Here is a 21,317-nt window from a genome sequence, read left to right on the forward strand (position 1 = left end):
AAAGGAGCGGCAGGATTCCTTACACACCGCCCACCGGCCGGTTTCCATTGTAATGAAACCGTCACCTGACTGCCGTCCGGTTTGCCTTGCCAGTCGGCTTCGGTCGGCGTTCAATAGCGCCATCGGAAGTCAAACGAAACCACTCCAGATCCAGGTCTGCGATGAAAACGATCCGATGGTTCCCACTGATCCTCGCGCTGTCGGCCACCGGTTTGACGGCGCAAACCCTCACCGAAGTGGCGCTGCCCCGCTACGGCATCAACGGTAACAGCACCGCGCTGCGGGCCCCGAGCGCGGCATGGCTGACCATCAGCGGTCTCCAGCCCAACGCAACCTATCGATACTACGTCTCGGGTGACACAAACGTTCCCACCGGAACCGGTGCGGGGAACTACTTCGGGATCAACTCCGTCGCCAACAATGCGGGCTACATCCAGGGGTATACGACGCAAAAGGGACTGGGGGGATCCTTGCTCGCCAATGACGAGTTTGCGATGGCCAATCGGTATTCCGAGTTCACCACGGACGCCTCCGGCTCCTACTCCGGGTGGTTTGCCCTGGTGCCCACGGGCAACAACCGATTCGCCGTGGGGAACGAGGTGCGCTTTGGCCTGGTTTTCAATGACGGGGCGGGCGGCACGAGCGTCGCTGGCAACATTTACACCACCAGCACGCTCCTGATGCTTGGTCCGGGCACTGCCGAAGGTGCCAACCAGGCCACGTTCCTGGTGGGCGATTCCCTCGGGGCCCCGGGCGAGACCATGGTGCTGCTTTACGACAACGTCGCCGGTGCCGGCCGGCCCATTTGGGCCACGTGGGTCGAACCCGACGGGATCGCGGATGTGCCCTCAACGTTGTGGCACACCAACGTCACTGCCGGCCGCTGGGGTGCTTACGTGCCCAACGACCTGGCCAACGGGATCCGGCGCGTCGAGTACTGGGACATCGGCAGCCTCAGTCTGATTGCTGCCGTGACCGACGACGACGGCGTTTGGACGCCGATTCCGGAGGCTCCTTTCCTGACCGCCAACGGTGACACTCGTTTCAACGGCGGCACAACCACCCTCATCGGGATCATCGCGCCAATTCCGGAACCTTCCGCAGCAGCCCTTGCGCTGCTGGGCCTGGGCGTTTGGGGCTTGCGCCGCAAGCTGGTCCGCTGATCCTTCTTCGCCCGGTTCGCGCATTTCAAAGCAGGCGCCGGTTCGGCCTCGGATCGAACGGCGCCTTCGTTTTCCCACGGGAGAGCCCTCGCCGATCTCGCTGGATCGGCGCGGAGAGACTCCTTCACCTGCCCTCGCGCTGCACGATCACCGGGGTGTCGAACCGGACCGGGCCCAGCTCCGCGCGGCCTTCGTCGCCCAGACGAAAGCCCAGCCAGAGATCGCCCGACGGCCCGCGCAGCCGCACCCCGACGGCGCTCTTCGACCAGATCCCCTCCGCTTCTCCCCACGAGGGTTCTCCGCCCGGGCGGGCGACTTGCAACACTGTGAGGACCTGGATGCGATCCCGGGTCTCTTGCGTGGACGCCTCCACGTGCCACTGGTTCGGGAAGGCCCGGTCGGGTGGCGGCTCGTAGCCGTCCCATTGACGGAACCGCAGCGGCACGGGCGCAAGATACTGCGCCGTCAAACGGGCGCGCGGCCGTTCCAGTCGCAGCCGGCCCGCGGCCTCGTCCACTTGGAACGGACTCAGGCCATGGAGCAGGAACTGGAAGGTCGCCGGTCGCGGCGCTGCCAGATCGTCGCACAAGACCACGAGGTCCGGTTTCACGAACAAAAGTTTCCGTCGCGCCCGTGTCAGCCGGCCTCCGTAGGCGCCCACGGCGTCGCCCTCCACGTAATCCCAGGCGGGAGTCAGGATCGCTTTCACGATCCGCCCCGTGGACATGGCCGAGTGCGGCACCTGGCCCTCGCCATCCACCAACACGGCGTTGTGCGCCCGCGTGCTCCACGCCCAGCGCGTGTGAAACGGGCTGCCGTGGAGATCGCGATACACACAGGTGGTCAGCAACGCCTCGCCAAAGGCGTTCAACTGGAAACTGTTTTGCGGATTGTGTCCGTGACTCTGCGATCCGAAGGGACTGGACTTGAACAGGACATGCACGTCGTCCGCACTGTCCAGCAGCGTGGTATGGAGACTGGCCACGCCGATGCCATGAAACACCTTGGACACCGGCAGATTCGTCGGGGGCCGGGCTCCGGGCAACGGGGCCAGGGTGGCGCGATACAGGAAGCCGAGCACACCCTCGGCCGGCTGCATCCGCCACTGCTCCGCCCACCAACGCCATTCGGGAGCGTGCGCCGCGTCCGGGTGGTGTCCGCCGCGCCGCAGGAAATACTCCAAAAACGCACCCCAGCTCCGCGAAGGCGTGTTATGGGACAGGTCGCCGAACCCCATGTTGGGTGAGCCCGGCGGCGCCACATACAGCGCGTATTCACCCACGCGGGAGAAGAACGGTTTTCGGAAGCTGTCGATGCCGAGGGCGGCTTCGGCCACCTGGCACCACCAGACAATCTTCCCCATGTAACCGGCCCAGTAGCTCAGGCCCTCGTGCCAGCCCCCGTCGTCGTCCGCCCACACCGGATAGGCCGCGTAAAACTTGTGCACGGCGTAGTCCAACCAGGTTTCCGCCTCCGGGATCTCCCCGTAAAAGGCGATGGCGGTCTCGGCCAGTTTGTGCCAGGTGCGGTTGCCATGCGAACTGAATGGCCGCTCCAAATGGCCGACGCCGCGTCCCACTTCGCCGCTGTTCCACGCATCCCGGGCCCGGCGAGCCATTACCTGGCGGACCTGTTCCCGCTCAGATTCCGTGAGCACGTCCCAGGCCCAGTCGTAGGCGCGCGAGGGGCGGTGCAGCATCACTTTGCCGGCCTCGCAGTTGAGGCGAAAATTGGTGGGACCGTCCGGATCCCACGAGGCCAGGTGAAGAATCCAGCGCCGTGCGGCCGCGGCGTACTTGGGTTCACGGGTAATCAGATAGACGAAGGCGATGGTCTCGGCTTCCTGACAGGCGCGGAGCGCCTGTTCCCGGTTGGGCCACCAGTAACGCACCATTTCCCGATTGCTCCGGTCGTTGATCGAGCCCAGGTGTTCGGGCTCCGGCGTCGGGCCGGCTTCGATGTACCGATCCGCCGCGGCCCGCAAGGTCGCGAACTCGGCTGCGCCAGGCCCCTTCGCCCACTCCCGCAGACGGGACAAATCCTCCGGGCGCAGGAACAACCGGGGCCGTCCCTGAGGCAGCCGGGCCCGTTGTTCAGCCCGCGTCGGCATGGGGAAAACGACAGCATTCGTGGGCACTACGAAGGATCGCACCCGGCTCCAAGTGGAGGTCCGGCCCTCCTGGGTCACGAAACGGTAACGCCAAAAGTAACGGCCGGCCTCCAAGGGGCGTGCGTGTACGTAAACATTGAAGGGCAGGTCCTCGGCGGTCTCGGCCTTCCGAAAGTCGGGCTCTCGACTCCATTGAACCGCCCACCGGGTCGCTCCGCGGTCCACCAACCATGTGAACGCGGGAGGATTCAATGGCACGACCTCTCCCTCCCTTGGGCGGTACCCGATTTCATCCGGACGGGCCGGTCGGTCCGAAACCTGCGGCGGTTCGGAAGCTGCGGGAGGCTGCGCGGCCGGAAGGTCGGCAGCCACTGTCAACCCGCCGATCATGAAGACCACGCGCAGCCACAGGCCACACGCCCGTTTGCAACCGCCTTGATGTTTCATCGTTGGAATCGATCTTCCCGGCCCTCTGGCCGCTCCCACTGCGGCACTCCACGCGGTGGCCGGGCCATCCGCCACATGGTCCGGCCCTTGTCCACCACCCGGGATGACCGCTCATCGGATTGCCGTCAAGACCGCGCCGGGTCCTGCACCACGGCCCCTCCGGTGACCTCAACCACAACGGTTCGGCAGCACGGCCCTCCGTCTGAATCTCCCGTTGGTGTCGCGACACCGCAATCCGGAACCTGAGGTCCAAAAATCGGATGCGGTTCACCGCAAGTTCCGGTCGGTCCCGCGGCAGGCGCGGAGGCAACTCGACTCCCTCGGCCCGCCGTCGGAACCCGAGGAACCCGTCCAGCATGATCTCCGGCACCAAGACGTTTTCACAGGATTTGTGGTCCAGTGCCAGAGCACCCGGGGTGCCGCCGCCCTGGAGCGTGCCGGGCCGTTCCAACTCGATGATCCCCCTCCTCTCCCACGCCACCGGTATGTGCTCCCGCCGGCAACCAGGCGTCCGGCCCATCCAATGGATGCGCACTGGAATCGTACCGGGGCGTGGCCACGGAGCCCTCGGAATTCATGACCCGCCAGCTCAGTGCATCTGGCCAAGCCCGCCGCATTCGTTCCGCCCAACCCTCACTGTCCACCGCCCGCGCCCCAGCGCGGGCCCGCTCAACCACGCGTCCCACACAATCTCTTTCGGCCCCGCCACCGGGTCACGTCGACAAACCAAATCCTGCAGCGACGCCCCGCCCGACCTGTCCCGGCACCTGAAACCGCGGGAACTATCTTCCGGCACCCGGGGAAGGCTCCGCCCGCCAAGGGTTCCCACCGCGACGAAGAGCGTGACGGTCCCACGCCTGCGGCCGGGTTCTCGCGTTGGGGAGCCTGCCAGGTTCACAAAACGATGAGTGGTCCACGGCGGTCGGGATTGGCGCTGCGAGGACCGGGCTGGGGTCTGGCAAGTGGCCGGAGGTCCCTCGGGCGCTGCAGGCTTCGGCCGTGGCGGACCGCCCCTGTCTTCCCCGAGCAGGGCGCCAGATCGTCCAACGCGGGGCCTGCGATGGCATGCCCGGCGGGGAAACCGCCTCTTCCGCCGGAGTGTTTCGGGCCCTTGCCGGGTTCGATCCGCGCACTCGACCGCGGTCCGGACTGTGCTAAGGTTGTTGCCGATGGCAGAATCCACAACGCAAACGGCCGGGAAGATCAATCTGCGCCGCCCCGACATCATGGAGGCGGTGCAGGCGCAGGTCATGTCCCATTATCGCAGCGAACTGGTCGAGCGCATTCGCGCCCGCGGTCACCAGCTCTCCGCCCGGGGCCTGACGGTCAAACTGGCCAAGGAATTCGGCTTTTGTTACGGGGTGGAGCGGGCGATCGACCTGGCCTACGCCGCCCGCAAGGTCTTTCCGGACCGCCCCCTCTACATCCTGGGCGAGATCATTCACAACCCGGAGGTCAACGACCAGATCCGCGCCATGGGAATCAAGTTCCTGACCGGTTCGCAAAAGGACGCCAGCATGGACGACCTCCGGCCCGGCGACGTGGTCATCATCCCCGCCTTTGGCACGGACGTGGCCACGCGGCGCCGGCTCGAGGAGATCGGCTGCCAGTTTGTGGACACGACCTGTGGCGACGTCATGAGCGTGTGGAAACGGGTGCGTCAATACTCGCGCGAGGGGGTCACCAGCATCATCCACGGAAAGGCCTGGCACGAGGAGACCAAGGCCACCAGCTCGCAGGCCCGCGCCTACGGCCACGGGCACTACCTGGTCGTTTACAACCTCGAGGAAACGGATTACGTCTGCCGCTACATCGTGCACGGCGGCAACAAGGAGGAATTCCTGCGCAAGTTCGCCGGAGCCTACTCCGAGGGGTTCGACCCCGACGTCCATCTCGAAGCCATCGGCGTGGCCAATCAGACCACCATGCTCCGGGGCGAGACGGAGGAAGTGCAGCGCCGCCTGCGCAACGCGATGATCCAGAAATACGGAGAGGCCAATCTCCACAAGCATTTTCGCTATTTCGACACCATTTGCGGGGCCACCCAGGACCGGCAGGATGCCCTGGAAAAGCTGCTGCAGGAGCCGCTGGATCTGCTGCTGGTCATCGGGGGATACAATTCCTCGAACACGTCCCACTTGGCCGAGATGGGTGAGGCGCGCCTGCCCACCTATTTCATCAAGAACGCCAGCAAACTCGTTTCGTCCGACCTGATCCGTCACTACAGCCTGCAACGGCACGAGGAAATCGAGACCCGGAACTGGCTGCCCGATGGCCCCGTCACGGTCGGGATCACGGCCGGGGCGTCTTGTCCGAACAACCTGATCGAGGACGTCATCCGTCGGCTCTTCGAGCTGCGTGGCGTCTCCGTGCAGGAACTACTTGCCTCTTGATGGCGGCCTGTCTTCGGACCGGCCGCGCCTTCAGGGCCTGCGGAGTTTGAGCCCGGGAATCCGCGGCGGCACGGGCGGCGTGGGGCGGCCGGAGGTAGCCTCGCCTTGGGCCCCGGTTTCGGCCCCGGCGCGCGACCCGGGGCCCTCCAACACCCGCTCGGCCTGCTGCAGTTTCTCTGTCAGCCAGTCGGCCGCTTGTCCCAGGGTCCGTCCGATGGGGGTTTCGCGCAGTTCCAACGAGCCCACGCGGAAGTCCGTCAAGCCCTGGAAGGCCTCCACCGTCTCGCGTGCGGCTTCCACCACCCGCTCCACCCGCGCCGTCAGGCTCGGCAAGGTTTCGTAGCCGTTGACCACCCAGTCCAGCCGGCCAGTCTCCAGATCCACCATGAGCCCGTGCACCGGCACCTGCGGACTGATCAAGGGGCTCTGTCGGACCACCTCGCAGGCCAGGTGCAGGTTTTGGACCTCGCTGCCGAACAACCGGAAGCATCCCTGCAGATCCTCGGGCAACCGATCCCGCGCAATGCCCAGCGCGGCCAGGCGATCCAACAGGCTCATCAGCGTTTGCCGGGCCACGCGGCAATCGGTGTGGCCGAGGATCAGAATTTCCCGTGCGCCGTCGGCCAGACAGGCCAGTGCCAGCGACCGCACCACGTCGCTGAACGGGCCCGTCACCACGTTGCCCGCGTTGCGGACCCACAAAAAGGCCTCTTCCGGGATCCCCAGCACCTCGGGCAGGACCGGATTCAATCGGGCATCCAGGCAGCTCAGCGCGACCACCGGCAACGCGTCGGCATGTTCCGAGGGGCGCAGGCCGGCTGTCGCGTCCCCCGCCAGGGCGCGGTGATTGGCATGAACGATGGCCTCGACCAATCGCATGGCTCTTCTCCCACCCGACCGCACGCTCCCCCGGCCACGTTCGGGATCGGCGCCGAAAAGCGCAGCCCGGTTCTCCCGGCCGCGCGGGCACATCCGGCGCCCGGCACCGACCCCGCTCACGCCGCGGTATCCGGCCGCCGACAGCACCCGTGCCGATCGCGCGGTGCGCTTTCGACGGGGACGCCGCCTGCCGCGGCCATCCCTATTTCGCCCCCTGATCGATCCAGGCGCGGATGAGCCCGACCTGCTCCGGCGTCAGTGGCTGGCCCTTGCCCTCGGGCGGCATCCAGTGATCCTCCTCGCCCACTCGCGCCACGCTGTGCACCAACGGGCTCCTGGCACTCTGGCCCGGCAGGATCACCTTGCCTTCCCGACTTCCCTTCAAGGCCGCTTCCCGACTGTCCAGTCGCAAACCGGCTTTCGGCTTTTCCTCGCCGTGACACTTGAAGCAGTGCTTTTCAAAAATGGGCCGGATGTCCTTTTCGTAGGTGACGCCGGTCCGTTGTGCCGGGGGCGGCAGCTTGGTCACGTCCACCTCGGCAGGCCGGGCCGTTGTGACCAGGGCTGCGACGGCCGCCACACTCCACCAGGTTCGATGCATCCGTTTCATGGCCCGCCACGATAAGCCGTTCAACTGACCGTGCCAACTTTCTCCCATCGACCCGTCCGGGCCGATTTCAACACCGCGTCGCACACCAACTGTGTCTCCAGCGCGTCGCGGAAGGTCGGGCGGGCCGGCTGGCCGGTCTCCAGACCCTTGAGGAAGTCGGCCACCTGATGCACGAAGCTGTGCTCGTAGCCGATCTGCAGACCCGGCACCCACCAGTGCTTCATGTAGGGTTGATCGGCGTCGCTGACATGGATGCTGCGCCAGCCCCGCACCACGCTGGGATCCCGGTGATCGAAATACTGCAGCCGATGCAGGTCATGCAGATCCCAGAACAGGCTGGCGTGCTCCCCGTTGATTTCGAAGGTGTACAGCGCCTTGTGCCCGCGCGCGTACCGGGTGGACTCGAAAGTGGCCAGGGATCCGTTCTCGAACCGCGCCAGGAAGGCGCAGGCATCGTCAATGCCCACCTTCTCCACCTTGCCCGTCTCCACGTGCTTGCGCTCCTTGATGAAGGTTTCGGTCATGGCGCAGACCTTTGCGATGCGGCCGTTGATCCACAGGGCCGTGTCGATGCAATGCGCCAGCAGGTCTCCCGTTACTCCGCTGCCGGCGGCTTTCACATCCAGGCGCCACAAGGCCGTGCCTCCCTGCGGCAGATCCGGATTGATCGTCCAGTCCTGCAAGAACTTCGCCCGGTAATGGAAGATGCGGCCCAACCGGCCCTCGTCCACCAGTTGCTTGGCCAGCGTGACGGCAGGGACGCGTCGGTAGTTGTACCAGACCATGTTCGGGACGCCGGCCTTTTCCACTGCGGCCACCATCTTGCGGCCCTCGGCCGCGTTCATGGCCAGCGGCTTTTCGCACAGGATCATTTTGCCGGCGCGGGCGGCGGCGATCGCGATTTCGGCGTGCAGATGATTCGGCACGCAGATATCCACGAGATCAATGTCGTCCCGCTGCACCAGCTTTCGCCAGTCGGTTTCCACGCTGGCGTACCCCCATCGCTGGGCAAAATCGCGGACCTTCGCCTCGTCGCGCGCACAGACCGCCTGCAACACGCATTCGTAGGGCAGGTCGAAGAAGTGCCCCACCTTGAGATACGCGTTGCTGTGCGCCCGCCCCATGAAGCCGTAACCGATCAGTCCGATCCGAATGGGTTTCTTCGCCATGGCCGTCGTCTCCTGTCATTCCGGGGTTGGGAGGTCTCGGGAGGGCGCGACCGCCGGCCCTCGCCCGGCCGCGGTTCAGGCGCGCCAACCGTGGTTTTCCCGCACCTGAATCATCGCAGCCAACACGTCGTTCCAGGTTTGCGGCCGCAACAGAACCTCGTTGGGGAACATGCAGCCGTCCCAGCAGATGTGCTGGAACTTGCGCGTGACCCGGCCCGCCTCGTCCCGCAACCAGTAGCCCGAGTCCCGCGGGATGTTGAGCTTGCCGTTGGGATCGGTCACGGGACAATGCTTGCCGGTCTTGTCGTGGGTGCCGCTGCCCCGCACCGTGGCGTCGTTCTGAGCCACGTGAAAGTCCACCGTCCACGGTCTCAGGGCCTTCGTCAGCTTTTTCATGCCCTGATGAAACTTGTCCGGTTCCCACGAAAACTTTTCCGGCACGATGCGATGTTCCGGCGCGTTGTATCCGAGCAGGTACAGCAGGGTGTGCGCCATGTCCGCCTGGAAGCCGAGCCACTTCGGCTGCCCCACGCCCTCGAGAATCTGAAGCATGTACTTCCAACTGTGCATGCCGCCCCAGCAAATCTCGCCCTCGGCGGCCAATCGTTCCCCGGCGTCGCGGGCGATTTTCACCGCTTCTTTGAACGTGGCGATGATGCGGCGGGTGTTGCCCCGCGGGTCTTTGGCCCAGTCACTGACGCTGCACGCCGAGTCGATTCGCACCACGCCGTACGAGCGAATCCCGACCTCGCGCAGTTTTGCGCCGATGCGACAGGCCTTGCGCACCTGCTCCAGGAAACGCTTCCGTTCCTCCTCGCTGCCCATGGCCGATCCGCCGCCCGTGGGCGGCCAGACCGGGGCCACCAGCGACCCCACCACCAGGCCGTGCGATCGGATCTTGTCCGCCAGCCGCCGGATTCCGTCGTCGTCGATGTCGATGCTCACGTGCGGGTCGTACAAAAACAGGTCCACCCCGTCGAACCGCACCCCGTTGACCTCGGCTTGGGCTGTCAGATTCAACATCGTGTCCAGGTCCAGACACGGTTCGGCTCCCGGACTGCCCTTGCCGACCAACCCGGGCCACATGGCGTTGTGGAGTTTGGGGTAATTATTGGAAGGCTGCGTCGCGCTCATAACACCGGCTGTTGGTTGATGACCTACTGGTTCTTCCGGCCTGGCCTCGGCTGATTCACGCAGACGGCCCCACCTTAGCGACCCCTTGCCGCCAAGGCAACTTGAAAGGGCGCAACCCGAGGACGCCCATCCCAAGGGCCGGCCATCCTGCAACGAATGCCGCCCCTTCAGGGCGGGATGAATTGCGCAAACCCGGTCACCCGGGGCGTTGCCCTTGGGCTATTGACTCGCCGCCCCGTTTGGGGCGGACACGCATGCCGGGCTCGAAAGCAGGAAATGCGCCCCGGGACCGGCGTTCGATGGCGTTGGCATTGCAGGCCATGCCAACCCGGTCTTATGCTGCGGCCATGCTGTTGAGCGCTGATGAGCTGCGCAGTCTGGTCGAGTTCCGTCACGCCACCCCCCATGATTTGCTCGGGATGCACGTCCTGGGAGACCGATCCGGGGTGGTCGTGCGCGCGCTGGTCCCGGAAGCCGCCGCCATCGAGGCGGTCCCGGTCCACGAGCCGCAGATGCCTCGGATCCGCTTGAAGCAGATCCACGAGGTGGGATTGTTCGAAGGCGTCAGCCGCGAGGTCCAACGGGTGTACGCCTATGACCTGGTAATCACGGACAAGGCGGGCCGGGTGATGCGGACCCGGGATCCGTACTCGTTTTTGCCCACCATCGGGGAGATGGACCTCTACTTGTTCGGCAAGGGGGACGAGCGCCGGATTTACGAGAAACTGGGGGCGCAGCTTCGCGAGTTGGACGGCGTGCCGGGGGCAAGTTTCGCGGTGTGGGCTCCGCATGCGCAGCGGGTGAGCGTGGTGGGGGATTTCAACCAGTGGGACGGCCGAAGGCATCCGATGCGGCGGTTGGGGGCCTCCGGGGTGTGGGAGATTTTCATCCCCGGGGTACGCCGCGGTGCGCTCTACAAGTTCGAGATTCGCAACTGCCACGGGGAGATCACCCTCAAGACGGACCCGTACGGCCAGTTTTTCGAGGTGCCGCCGAAAAATGCTGCGATCGTTTGGGACACGCGCGGCTTTCCGTGGACCGACAGCGACTGGATGGCGGAGCGGCAACGGCGGGATCCGTTTCGCTCGCCCCTGAGCATTTACGAAGTCCATCTGGGTTCGTGGCGGAAAAAATCCCCGAGCGAATCGTTCGGCTATCGGGAGCTGGCAGGGCCTTTGATCGATTACCTGCGCCGCATGGGCTTCACGCACGTGGAGTTCCTTCCGGTGGCCGAGCATGCCTACTACCCCAGCTGGGGCTATCAGGTCACCGGCTTTTACGCCCCGACGAGTCGCTATGGCACTCCGGAGGATTTCCAATACCTGGTCAATGCCCTGCACGAGGCCGGCTTCGGGGTGATTCTGGACTGGGTGCCGGCTCACTTCCCGCGGGATGCGTGGGCCCTGGCCCGTTTCGACGGCACCGCACTGTATGAACACGAGGATCCCCGGCTGGGCGCCCACCAGGACTGGGGTACGCTGATTTTCAACTACGGCCGGCACGAGGTTCGGAATTTTCTCACCGCCAATGCCCTGTTCTGGTGCGATCGCTATCACGTGGACGGGTTACGGGTGGATGCCGTCGCTTCCATGCTGTATCTGGACTATTCCCGCAAACCGGGCGAGTGGATCCCCAATCGCTACGGCGGTCGCGAGAACCTCGAGGCCATCGAGTTCCTCCGTCAGGCCAATGAGCTCGTGCACACGCATTTCCCCGGGGTCCTGACCATCGCCGAGGAGTCCACTGCCTGGCCCATGGTGACGCGGCCGCCCCACCTGGGCGGGCTCGGCTTCCATTTCAAGTGGAACATGGGCTGGATGCACGACACGCTGCGGTATTTCCGGCGCGATCCGATTTATCGCAAGTATCATCAAAACGAGCTGACCTTTGCCATGCTCTATCATCATCACGAAAACTTCATCCTGCCGCTGTCGCACGATGAAGTGGTGCACGGCAAAGGTTCGCTCTGGGGCAAGATGCCGGGCGACGACTGGCAGCGCGCCGCCAATCTGCGGGCGTTGCTGGCGTATCAATGGCTGTTTCCGGGCAAACAACTCCTGTTCATGGGCGGCGAGTTCGGGCAACGGACCGAGTGGGACGCCAACGCGGAGCTCCCCTGGGACCTGGTGGACCGGGAGCCGCTTCATCAGGGACTGCAACGGCTCGTGGCAGACCTGAATCAACTTTATCGCGCCGAGCCGGCCCTGTGGGAGGGTGATCACGATCCGGCGGGTTTCCAATGGATCGATTGCTCCGACCACGAACAGAGCGTGCTTTCGTTCATCCGACGCGCCCTGCGTCCGGCCCCCGAGTGCGTGGTGATCCTGAATCTGACTCCCGTGCCGAGGCACGGATACCGGGTGGGCCTGCCCCGGGGCGGCGCGTGGCGGGAACGCTTGAACACCGACAGCGCCCACTACGGAGGGAGCAACCTCGGCAATGGCGGCCGAGTTCATGCCGAGCCGGTTCCCTGGCACGGTCAAGGCTGGTCCGCCGCGTTGACGCTGCCGCCGTTGGCCGTGTTGGTCTTGCAGCCCGAGGGATGAGCCGGCACGAAAGCGCCCCCTCCAGGGAGGTGGCCCCGGCTGCACCTGCCTTTGACTTTTGCGGTGCCGGTCCCGGTGCCGATGCGGTGGCGGAACCGCTCTTGGACACCGGGGAAGCTCCCTTTGCCGCCTGCGAACTGACTGCGCCGTCCAGCAGAGCGCACCGCCGGGGAAGCCGTGCATTCCGCGGCCCGGCCGATCGCCAGCACGCCGATGTTCCACACCAAAGAGACGACGGATCGGAAGCGACCGCTGACCCTGGCTTCGAACTTCGGTCCTTCGCAGTTGCGAGGTCCGCGAAGAAACACCACCTTGAGGGTGCCGATGAGGTTTGGTAACTCGCATTCCACCTGCCGAGGGGCCCGACTGGCGCTCTGTGGATTCTTCATGGGGCTGTTCCTCTCCCGTGGCTCTGCACAGGCCCAAGAACCTTTGACCGGCAGCCTCGGCGCCCACGATCCTTCCTCCATGATTCAGGCGGGGGACCGGTACTACGTCTTCACCACGGGGCGCGGAATCCCCATCAAAGTCTCCACGAACCGTCTGCATTGGTCGTCCGCAGGGACGGTATTCCCGGTCGATCGTGCCCCGGCCTGGACCACCAACGCGGTCCCACAGTTCGACGGCACGTTTTGGGCCCCGGACGTGGTGTATGTCGAGGGCCGATATCTGCTGTACTACTCGGTCTCCTCCTGGGGAAGTCAGGTCTCCGCCATCGGCCTGGCCACGAGCCCGACGATCGAGCCCGTCCAGGGGGTCTCCCCGTGGACCGATCAGGGGCCGGTGATTCAATCCCGCGTGGGCGATCCGTACAACTGCATCGATCCGAGTGTGTTTCGCGACTGGGATGGTCGGCTTTGGCTGGTGTTCGGATCTTATTGGCAGGGCATTTACATCGTGGAGCTGGATCCGCAAACCGGCATGCGTCTCCAGCCCTCGGCACCCCCGGTGCGACTGGCGTGGAACGACCAGATCGAGGCGGCCCACCTGACCCGGCGCGGGCCTTACTACTACCTCTTCGTCAACTGGGGCACCTGCTGCGCCGGGATCGACAGCACGTACCAGATTCGCGTCGGCCGGGCCCTGTCGCCGACCGGTCCGTTTCGGGATCGCAACGGCGTGGATCTGGTCCAGCGCGGGGGCGAGGTGTTCCTGGAAAGCAGCGGCCGGTTCGTGGGCCCCGGTCATGCGGCCCTGTTCCATGATGGCTCCCTGTCCTGGGTCACGTTCCATTACTACGACGGCCTGGACCGGGGGATCCCCAAGCTGGGGATGGCACGCGTGGAATGGACCAGCGATGGTTGGCCGGTCGCCGGGTTGGATTGGAATGCGTTTTACTCTTTGGAAACCGATGCCCGCGACCATGGCCGGCTGTATGATGGCGCGTTGCACAACGGTGCCCGGTTGGAAGCGGTGCCGGACCGGGGACAAGCCGCTCGCTTGAACGGAACGGGTGAGTATGTGAGCCTGCCCACCCCCTTGGCCAACGCCCGGACGGTGGCTTTCTGGGCCCGGTGGGACGGCGGACCGAACTGGCAGCGATTCCTCGATTTCGGAGACGGCACCAGCCGATATTTCTTCCTTACGCCGCGGGCCGACAATGGACGCCTGCGGTGTGCGCTGACCACCAGCGGTCCGGCGGGCGAGTTGCGCCTGGATGCGCCAATGGCCTTCCCCACGGGCAGTTGGGCGCACGTGGCCGTGACCTTCGAGTCGCGGAGAGCCGTGCTGTATTTCAACGGGATTCCAGTGGCCATCCGCAGTAACGTTGCCCTGCTGCCCTGGCAAATTCAGGCCCGGAGCAACTATCTCGGATTGAGCCAGTGGCCGGATCCTTCTTACCGGGGCTGGATCGATTCGCTGCGCGTCCATGGTCGGGCGCTGACGGCGACCGAAGTGCAGCGGCTGGCGTGGGTGCACCCGGCGTTGGCGCACTGGTACGACTTTGCCGTGGACACGCGGGACCGGATCGGCACGGCGCATCCGCGGGCTCTGATCGGCGTAACCCAGTCCTCCGACGGCCTGGTCTTTCACGGAACGAGCGAAGCGTCAGTCGAGTTTCCGGGTGGTCTGATCAGCGTGTCGCATCCGGTGACCGTGGAGTGTTTTGTGCGGTTTGGAACGAATCTGCCCGGAGCGCGGTTGTTCGAATTTGGCGATGTACAGCGCGGCTCGCCCGTGCGGTGGGTTCAATTCGTTCCCCGCACGGCATCGGGCACGGCGCGTTTTGCGTTCAGCTATTCCGGCGCGGGCGCGCAACTGGATGTCGGCCCTGCCATGGACGGGCAGGAGATGCATTTGGTCTGCGTGCTGGATTCGACGGCAGGGCGTGTCACGGTGTACACCAACGGCGTTCAAGCCCTCGTGTACGAGGGGGTCGTGCCTTCCTTGTTGGGGGTCGGAACGGAGCGGGCGTATCTGGGCCGGTCGCTTCTCGGGGACAGTCCTCCCTTGCGCGCGGTGGTGCGGGATTTCCGGGTGTATGGTGGGCGGCTGACCCCGGAAGAGGTTCGAGCGAATGCATGGGCCGGTCCGGGTCAGGCCGCCCTGGCAGTGAAACTCGCCATGGACCGACGGGACGCGACCTTGCGGCTTCGCTGGCCGGCTTATGCTCTGGGGTTTCAGTTGGAGAGCACGGATGCGCTGGGCGGTGCGGGCCTCTGGATGCGTCAACCTTACGGCCCCGTGTTACGGGACGATTTCTGGGAGTTGACCCTGCCGTTGCCCACCGGGCCGCAATTCCATCGACTGCGGCGGTAATCCTCTCTTGGTCGGAATGCCCGCGCCGGACGCGGGCCGGGTAACCGAAGCCTCATCGAGCTTGTGCCCAATTCACCCAAGTCCACGGGGAAAGGGTGCTCCAGCAGGAGCCGGCCCTTTCCTCGTTCAGGAGGGCCGGGAATCCGGATACGTTCGCAGCAGGATCCTCGCTTTGTCTATGGCTGGACAAGCCGGTAGAACACGCTGCCGGCCTGGCGATCCACGGAGATGACGACCCGATTCGTCAGCTCGGAGCCGGGAACGGAAACCCAGTTGGTACTCAGGCCAACGGTCAGGCTGTTGGTCTGCACTTGCAGGATCCAACCCCGCTGGGCTTCGGGCCAGGAGAGCGTGAGTTGGCCGTCTGCCAGCACCCAGTTCAGGCTCACTTCGGCAGGGGCCACCGAAGCCACCCGGACCGTCCCGTCCACCGCCAGGTTCGACACATCCCACTGAACCGTCTGGCCGGGGGTTTCCGCGGTGACGGTGGTGAAGGCACCGGCGTAGGACGGGGCCACGAAAAGTTGGAAGGTGTCGTTGGCGGCCAGGGGCGGGCCCACGTTGATGAGGTGCAACCGGCCGCCGTAAGTGAGCCCCTGCTGCACCACGAGCCGGTCGGCCCTGGGATTCGCGGACCGATCCAGTTCCATGACGACGGTGCCCTGGAGTTGGGGCGCGCGACTCAGGGTGAGCGTGCCGAGGCTCTCGCCCGGACTCAAGCTGGCCCCCGGCTCGATGGTCACGGTGCCGGCGAGGGTCCCGGTGCCCCCGAGCGTGGCGCCGGCCCGTGCCGTGATACTCGCCGAGGCGGAGTTGCCGTTGATCCGGAGCGTGCCGTTGCTGATGACGGTGGCGCCGCTGTAGGTGTTGTCGCCCAACAGGGTGAGGGTCCCGCTGCCGAGTTTGATCAAACCGCCCCCTCCGTCGAGCAAGGGTTGCGAGAGGCTGAGCTGGTTGGTGTCCGTGTCGATGACGGCACCCCCCGGCAGCACGTACGCAGCACCGAGCTGGTACATCAGGTCGGGCCCGGCATTGGGCAGGGCTTGCAGGAGGCCGCCGTTAAAGTTGAAGGTGCTGACGCCCTGACCGCCGGCGACGCGGCGGACCCGCAGAACGCCGCCATCGAGGTTGACCGTCCCCGAGGCGCTGGCGGTGTGGGCCACCACCAAACGGTCGCCCAGGGTCGTCAGGACGCCGGTGCCGCTGAGATTGAGCGTGCCATTCCCTTCCTCACCCACAAACAAGAGCCGACCGGCATCGGTATGCGTGAACTCGCCGCCGGAAAGGTTCACCGTGCCGTTGACCCCCGGGTAACGGCCGATGGCCACCCAATGCCGCGGCGCGATCACGGTGCCCCCCGATTGTTCCCAGATACCTTGTCCATTGGCACCAATCTGGAACACATCGCCCGTGTTGCGGAGTTCGACCCGTCCGCCGTCCTGCCGCCAGAGGCCCGTGCTTCCGGCGCCCTTGCCGACAAAGAGGTTGTTCGCCGACACCACGGCGCGGTCGTGGAGTTCGAAAAGGCCATATCCGGTGCCCACGTCGGTCACGTTCAGGTCCCAGAGGACCCAGAGATAACTGTCGTCGCGCAGCGAAGCGGTGCCGTGCCCGCCTTCATGTCCGAAAGACAGCCACGCGTCCACGAACATGCGTGCCTGATTGACAAGGGCGAGATGACCGGTGGCGTTGAAGTGCCATCCAATGAAGACTCGCCAGTCGGAGAACACCGTGGCCTGATCGGCCAGCAGAATGTGGGCCTCGGAACCGGTGCTCTCGCCGAGGTTCATGTCGCCCAGGTTGGTGATGCTGGAGTTGCCGCGCAGCGTCAGTTGTTGTCGAGCCAGGTTGTTCGGCAAACCGGCGTCGAATCCCATGGCAAAGTTGCCGGAGCGCAGTTGGGCGTTGTGAAGGGTGAGCGAGGAAAGGTTGCCCAGGCTGCCGTTGCCCCGGCCCACGGCGACCCAGGCATCCACTTGCACCGCGGTATTGGTCAGGACGAGCGCGGCGCCCTGATCGGGTTGGTTGCCGACCCACAAATCGGGCGCCACGCGCACGAGCTGGCTGCCGGCGGAACCGTCGAAGACGACCGTGCCGGCGCCGATGGTGTAACCCGGCCAACCCCCGCCGGACAGGTCCAACACGCCCGGGTAAGTGTAGGTGAGCCGGGCCGGACCGGTTTTGTGAACGTAACTTCCGGCCTGGGCCGTGGCGGGGCCGCCCAGGGTCAGGTCGCCGCGGACATCCAGCACGTTGTTGGTGCTTTGGAGCGAGTAACCGCGGTCGGTTTGCGCGGGCGCACCCTCGAAGCGCAGCGTGGCTCCCGCCAACACGAGGTTGGTGGGCGAGGCGGAGGCCGCGCCGATGGCGCTGGGTTGTCCCGCCGGGGCGAGGTTCGTGACGACCAGTGTGCCGCCCTCGATGCGCGTCGGTCCGGTGTAATCATTGGCGGGCAGCAGCAGGTTGAGCGTGCCGGTGCCGCGCTTGATCAATCCGGTGGCGCCGCTAATGCGGCCCGAGCCGCTCAAGGTGTAGTCCCGCGTGCTGTGATCGGCCACCACCGCCGCCGGCCGCACCACCGTGTCCAGGGTGACCGAGGTTGTGCCCCGGGCGTTGTCATCGAACAGCACGGGATTGCCATCCTGATAGACGGTCGGATCGCCCGTGCTGATCTCGATCCAGTTCGTGGTCTGGCCGACGTCCCAAACGGACCCTGCCAGGCCATCCCATCGGGGCTGCCCGACCGCGGTAACGAGGAGATCCAGGGTGCGGTTTGCCGTGTTGTCCACCAGGGAGGCCTGCACACCCACGGGGAGCTGGCCGAGCGCGAAGGTCCCGGCGCCGGTGCGGGAGCCGTACCGAATCAGAGGATAGCTGCCGGGGCGGAGGTTCCTGGCATCCACCTGCAGCACCACGGGGCCGCGCAGGTTGAGGGTGCCCTGAACCTCAAGCAGGGGCGCGGAATGCGCCGTGGCATCGTCGAGATCCAGTCCGAGGGACGTGGACCCGGTGCCGCCCACGGCCAGCGAGGCCACGATCAGTGTGGACGAACTGCCGGAGCGTCGGACGACCAGGGAGGCGCCTCCGGCGACGTCGAAGGCCCCGGCGCCAGCATGCTCCGTGGAGATCCGCAGTTGCCCGGCCTCGACCACGGTGGGGCCGGAGTAGGTGTTGGCGCCGGCCAGGGTCAGAGTGCCGCTGCCGCGCTTGGTCAGGCCGCCGGAACTGACCGGGCCCAGCACGGGCGTGTCCAGGGTGGCCGGGTCGGAGGTCCCACCGCCCACCAGCATCGCCAATGCGTACGTGTACCCATAGCCCGGGCAGGTGACGACGATATTGGTCAACTGGCCGCTGGCCGGATCGACCTGGGCCACGGCCATGGCGCCGGTGCCGTCGCCCTGGATTTGCACCAGCGGAGCGCCGATGTACCCGGAGCCGGGATTCAGAATTCGAATGCTTTGAATGCCCTGGCCGACGGGCGCCTGCAGGGCGGGCCGGAACGTGATCTCGCGGTTGCCCGTGTCCACCACCGCACCGCCGGCAAACACGCGAACATCATTGACCCCCGCCGGCAAAAAGTCGGGATGATCCGCGGTGGCGCGCAAGGTGCCGCCGTCCCAGGCCAGAAACGCAGTGCCCGCCCATTTTTCGAATCCCGGCACGGTCAGGGTCCCGCCTTTGAGGACGAGGAGTGCCTGCCCGTTGGCGAAGGCCACCGGCCGCAGGGTTTCGACCTCGGCAGTGCCGGTGATCGACACCTCGCCGCGCCCGTTTTCACCGATCATGTAGCGCGTGTTCGCGCCGTTGTGGAGAAACCGGCCCCCGGAAAACCAGGCCACACCAAAGCTGCCGGGGAACCGGGCGGTGTCGCACCAGCCCGACTGTACGTTGGTGCCGCCGCTTTGATAGAACACCCCGTACCCGTATCGGCCCACTTGGAAGTTAAACGGGCAAATGAGTGTACCGTCTTGCAGGGCATAGAATCCGTAGGCGGTAGCGGACGCGGCATTTTCACCGCCGATGCACCACTCGTTGGCGTTGGCCCCGGTGCCGATCACCGCGCCGCCGTTTTGCCAGAGTGCGCCCGAAACCGTATCGAACTTCCCCACCCAAAACCTGGAGACGTTGAGCGTGGCCTGGTTGGAGAGGAAACAGCGCCCCACGGCACCCCCGTAATCGCCCACGTTGAAGTCATAGCCCGAGGCGTTGACGGTGGCCTGATCGCGCAGCACCAGCAGTCCGCGACTGGCGGCGCCGTTCCCGATGCCCCACCAACCCCCGGTGACGTTCACGGTCGCCGTGCCGGCCACAATCATTTCCCCCGGCGAACTGAGCCCCTGAAAATTGTCGCCCACGATCAGGCCGTCGCCGCTCTTGTTGAGGGTGCCGTTCTCGATGATCAGCCGGCTCAGCGGGGTTTCCACCGTGGACTGATACATGCGGGCGATGACCAACCAGTTGTTCACGGTCAACACCCCGCCGTTGGTGACGATGATGGTGCCGGGGCCGCCGCCATTGCCAGCCCACGCTTCGTTCACGGCCGGGACCGCGGTGCGCACGATCGCGGTGCCACCGTTGTTGACGTTCCCGATGGCCCAGCCCCCTGCGGCGTCCGGCACTCCGGTGTCCCAATTGGCGGGGTCATCCCAATAGCCCACCGTGCCGGTCCAGACCGCGCCGGAGACCGGCCCGGCACCGACCAGGCAGAGGGCAACCAGCAGGGGAGCCGTGAACCTGCGCCATGGTGCGCCGGTAGCAGAGTTGGAGCGGAAGAACGGTACTTCCATCGGACCGAAGTCAGGACGGCGTGTCATCATCTCGGACCTCCGATTCAAAATGGGCTGGAGCAAGCTTTCCTGGGGTCCCGGTGTAGCGGGCCCCCATCCACGGCTCAAATAGTGCGGGAAAAACGGCCGGCTGTCTTGTGGCATAAAGTGGCGACAGAGATTCTTCGACGGGGCGGTGCACTCGCCACCGGGGCTGGAGTGGAGCGTTCCAGCGCAAGGGCCCTGCACAAAGAGCGCATTGCACGATACCGGATCCATGGCTCCACCTTCAGCGTGCTCTGGATCCGCTTCAACGGGGCGAGGCTTCATCAGCCCAATGCAATGCCCAGAGCGGGCAGTCAAACCGGATTCACGTCGGCCTGAAGGGGCGGGATTCGTTTTGACAGGCCCGGGCCCTGCGTTGGTGGCAAGGCGTTGCGCCCTTTCAGGGCGCGGCGGCTTTCGAGGGGCACAAGTCCCCGGGGCATTGCCCCGGGCTGACGAATGCGTGCGCCTTCGGCGCGTGGATTCGTCCGCGTGACTAATGAGTGGGGCATCACGATGTTGGCCCTCGTGGAGAGGCGCCGCACGGCGGGAGCCGGCCTGCGTCAGCCCTGAGAGTGGCGATTCTCGAATCCACCGTCATCCAAAACGATTCCACCTCAACGTACCAAGACCCGGATCATGTTTTGCGCCTTCGGCCCGGTCCGTGTCCGCCCCAACGGGGCAGTGAGTCATTAGCCCAGGGCAACGCCCTGGGTAACCGGGTTCCGCAATTGATTCCACCCTGAAGGGGCGGGATTCGGTTGGACACACCCTGCCCATGGGATGGGCGTCTCCGGGTGGCGCCCTTTCAGGGCGCGGCGGCTTTTAAGGGGCCCGAGTCCCCGGGGCGTTTGTCCCGGGCTGAGGAAGGGATGGGCCTTCGGCGCGTTGATGGCCCCGTGCAATCCTTGGACAGCAGAGGGCGAATTTCCGTCTTTGGGCCGTGGATACGGCATCCTGTCTTCTCTCGGCTTCCACGTGCCGAGGACGCCCAGAGTTCCGCCGCGCTTCCGTGGGCGTCCAAACCCTGACGTGCGCCGGCCGTAAGACGCCCTCGGGGCATGGGCGCTGCTGCGCCGCGGGACGGGGTAAGCGGGCACAAGGCAGGGGCTGGCTGAGGCCCCGGCAGGCTCCGCGCACGTCCGCCGAGGGGAGGGATGTCGGAAACGCCGGGCTCGGCCGGGCGCGGTATGGGCAAGCGAGCTTGCGCTGCGCCGGGCCGCGAAGAGGAGCTACGGCCTTCTCCGGCCACTTCGGAAACAAGAACGCCGTGCTGGCCTGCCAGCACGGCGCGA

At 65.8% G+C, this 21,317-nt stretch carries 10 protein-coding genes; 4 read left to right on the forward strand and 6 right to left on the reverse strand.

Annotated features, from left to right (window positions below):
* Window positions 1-161: 161 nt before the first annotated feature.
* Window positions 162-1,163, forward strand: coding sequence for a PEP-CTERM sorting domain-containing protein (locus ACPDIT_RS05695; protein WP_423442209.1), 1,002 nt, complete (start codon window positions 162-164; stop codon window positions 1,161-1,163).
* 124 nt (window positions 1,164-1,287) lie between these two features.
* Here ACPDIT_RS05695 and ACPDIT_RS05700 read toward each other — a convergent pair whose 3' ends face one another.
* Window positions 1,288-3,720, reverse strand: a complete 2,433-nt coding sequence (locus ACPDIT_RS05700; RefSeq protein WP_423442210.1) for a DUF4962 domain-containing protein — start codon at window positions 3,718-3,720, stop codon at window positions 1,288-1,290.
* A 1,169-nt stretch (window positions 3,721-4,889) separates the two neighbouring features.
* On the opposite strand from ACPDIT_RS05700, the gene ACPDIT_RS05705 reads away from it, so the two are divergent.
* Complete coding sequence (locus tag ACPDIT_RS05705) at window positions 4,890-6,113, forward strand: 4-hydroxy-3-methylbut-2-enyl diphosphate reductase (protein ID WP_423442211.1); 1,224 nt, start codon at window positions 4,890-4,892, stop codon at window positions 6,111-6,113.
* Window positions 6,114-6,143: 30 nt separating this feature from the next.
* Here the strand turns inward: ACPDIT_RS05705 and ACPDIT_RS05710 are convergent, their stop codons facing one another.
* The 4 genes from ACPDIT_RS05710 to ACPDIT_RS05725 form a co-directional block, all read right to left on the reverse strand.
* Window positions 6,144-6,992: a carbonic anhydrase gene (locus ACPDIT_RS05710; RefSeq protein ID WP_423442212.1), complete on the reverse strand. Its 849-nt coding sequence runs from the start codon at window positions 6,990-6,992 to the stop codon at window positions 6,144-6,146.
* 202 nt (window positions 6,993-7,194) lie between these two features.
* Window positions 7,195-7,602 carry a c-type cytochrome domain-containing protein gene (locus ACPDIT_RS05715; protein ID WP_423442213.1) on the reverse strand — a complete coding sequence of 136 codons (408 nt, stop codon included), beginning with the start codon at window positions 7,600-7,602 and terminating at the stop codon, window positions 7,195-7,197.
* A gap of 20 nt (window positions 7,603-7,622) precedes the next feature.
* Complete coding sequence (locus ACPDIT_RS05720) at window positions 7,623-8,771, reverse strand: Gfo/Idh/MocA family protein (protein ID WP_423442214.1); 1,149 nt, start codon at window positions 8,769-8,771, stop codon at window positions 7,623-7,625.
* A gap of 75 nt (window positions 8,772-8,846) precedes the next feature.
* Window positions 8,847-9,905, reverse strand: coding sequence for a sugar phosphate isomerase/epimerase family protein (locus ACPDIT_RS05725; protein ID WP_423442215.1), 1,059 nt, complete (start codon window positions 9,903-9,905; stop codon window positions 8,847-8,849).
* A 320-nt stretch (window positions 9,906-10,225) separates the two neighbouring features.
* Here ACPDIT_RS05725 and glgB point away from each other — a divergent pair, with 320 nt between their 5' ends.
* Together glgB and ACPDIT_RS05735 are read left to right on the forward strand one after the other, a co-directional pair.
* A complete protein-coding gene (glgB, locus tag ACPDIT_RS05730; RefSeq protein WP_423442216.1) occupies window positions 10,226-12,451 on the forward strand; it encodes a 1,4-alpha-glucan branching protein GlgB in 2,226 nt (741 codons plus the stop codon).
* A 387-nt stretch (window positions 12,452-12,838) separates the two neighbouring features.
* On the forward strand, window positions 12,839-15,211 hold the full coding sequence (locus ACPDIT_RS05735; RefSeq protein WP_423442217.1) for a family 43 glycosylhydrolase: 2,373 nt from the start codon (window positions 12,839-12,841) through the stop codon (window positions 15,209-15,211).
* Window positions 15,212-15,387: 176 nt separating this feature from the next.
* Here the strand turns inward: ACPDIT_RS05735 and ACPDIT_RS05740 are convergent, their stop codons facing one another.
* The gene (locus tag ACPDIT_RS05740; RefSeq protein ID WP_423442218.1) at window positions 15,388-20,028 is read right to left on the reverse strand and encodes an autotransporter-associated beta strand repeat-containing protein; all 4,641 of its coding nucleotides are present in this window, start codon (window positions 20,026-20,028) and stop codon (window positions 15,388-15,390) included.
* Window positions 20,029-21,317: the final 1,289 nt, after the last annotated feature.

Source organism: Limisphaera sp. VF-2, from assembly GCF_049537125.1.
In the GTDB taxonomy this organism is placed as follows: Bacteria; Verrucomicrobiota; Verrucomicrobiia; order Limisphaerales; family Limisphaeraceae; genus Limisphaera.

Excerpts from the sequence above, each read along its gene's own strand:
- ACPDIT_RS05695 (WP_423442209.1), top strand. The coding sequence starts at position 162 with ATGAAAACGATCCGATGGTTCCCACTGATCCTCGCGCTGTCGGCCACC.
- ACPDIT_RS05700 (WP_423442210.1), bottom strand. The coding sequence starts at position 3,720 with ATGAAACATCAAGGCGGTTGCAAACGGGCGTGTGGCCTGTGGCTGCGC.
- ACPDIT_RS05705 (WP_423442211.1), top strand. The coding sequence starts at position 4,890 with ATGGCAGAATCCACAACGCAAACGGCCGGGAAGATCAATCTGCGCCGC.
- ACPDIT_RS05710 (WP_423442212.1), bottom strand. The coding sequence starts at position 6,992 with ATGCGATTGGTCGAGGCCATCGTTCATGCCAATCACCGCGCCCTGGCG.
- ACPDIT_RS05715 (WP_423442213.1), bottom strand. The coding sequence starts at position 7,602 with ATGAAACGGATGCATCGAACCTGGTGGAGTGTGGCGGCCGTCGCAGCC.
- ACPDIT_RS05720 (WP_423442214.1), bottom strand. The coding sequence starts at position 8,771 with ATGGCGAAGAAACCCATTCGGATCGGACTGATCGGTTACGGCTTCATG.
- ACPDIT_RS05725 (WP_423442215.1), bottom strand. The coding sequence starts at position 9,905 with ATGAGCGCGACGCAGCCTTCCAATAATTACCCCAAACTCCACAACGCC.
- glgB (WP_423442216.1), top strand. The coding sequence starts at position 10,226 with ATGCCAACCCGGTCTTATGCTGCGGCCATGCTGTTGAGCGCTGATGAG.
- ACPDIT_RS05735 (WP_423442217.1), top strand. The coding sequence starts at position 12,839 with ATGGGGCTGTTCCTCTCCCGTGGCTCTGCACAGGCCCAAGAACCTTTG.
- ACPDIT_RS05740 (WP_423442218.1), bottom strand. The coding sequence starts at position 20,028 with ATGATGACACGCCGTCCTGACTTCGGTCCGATGGAAGTACCGTTCTTC.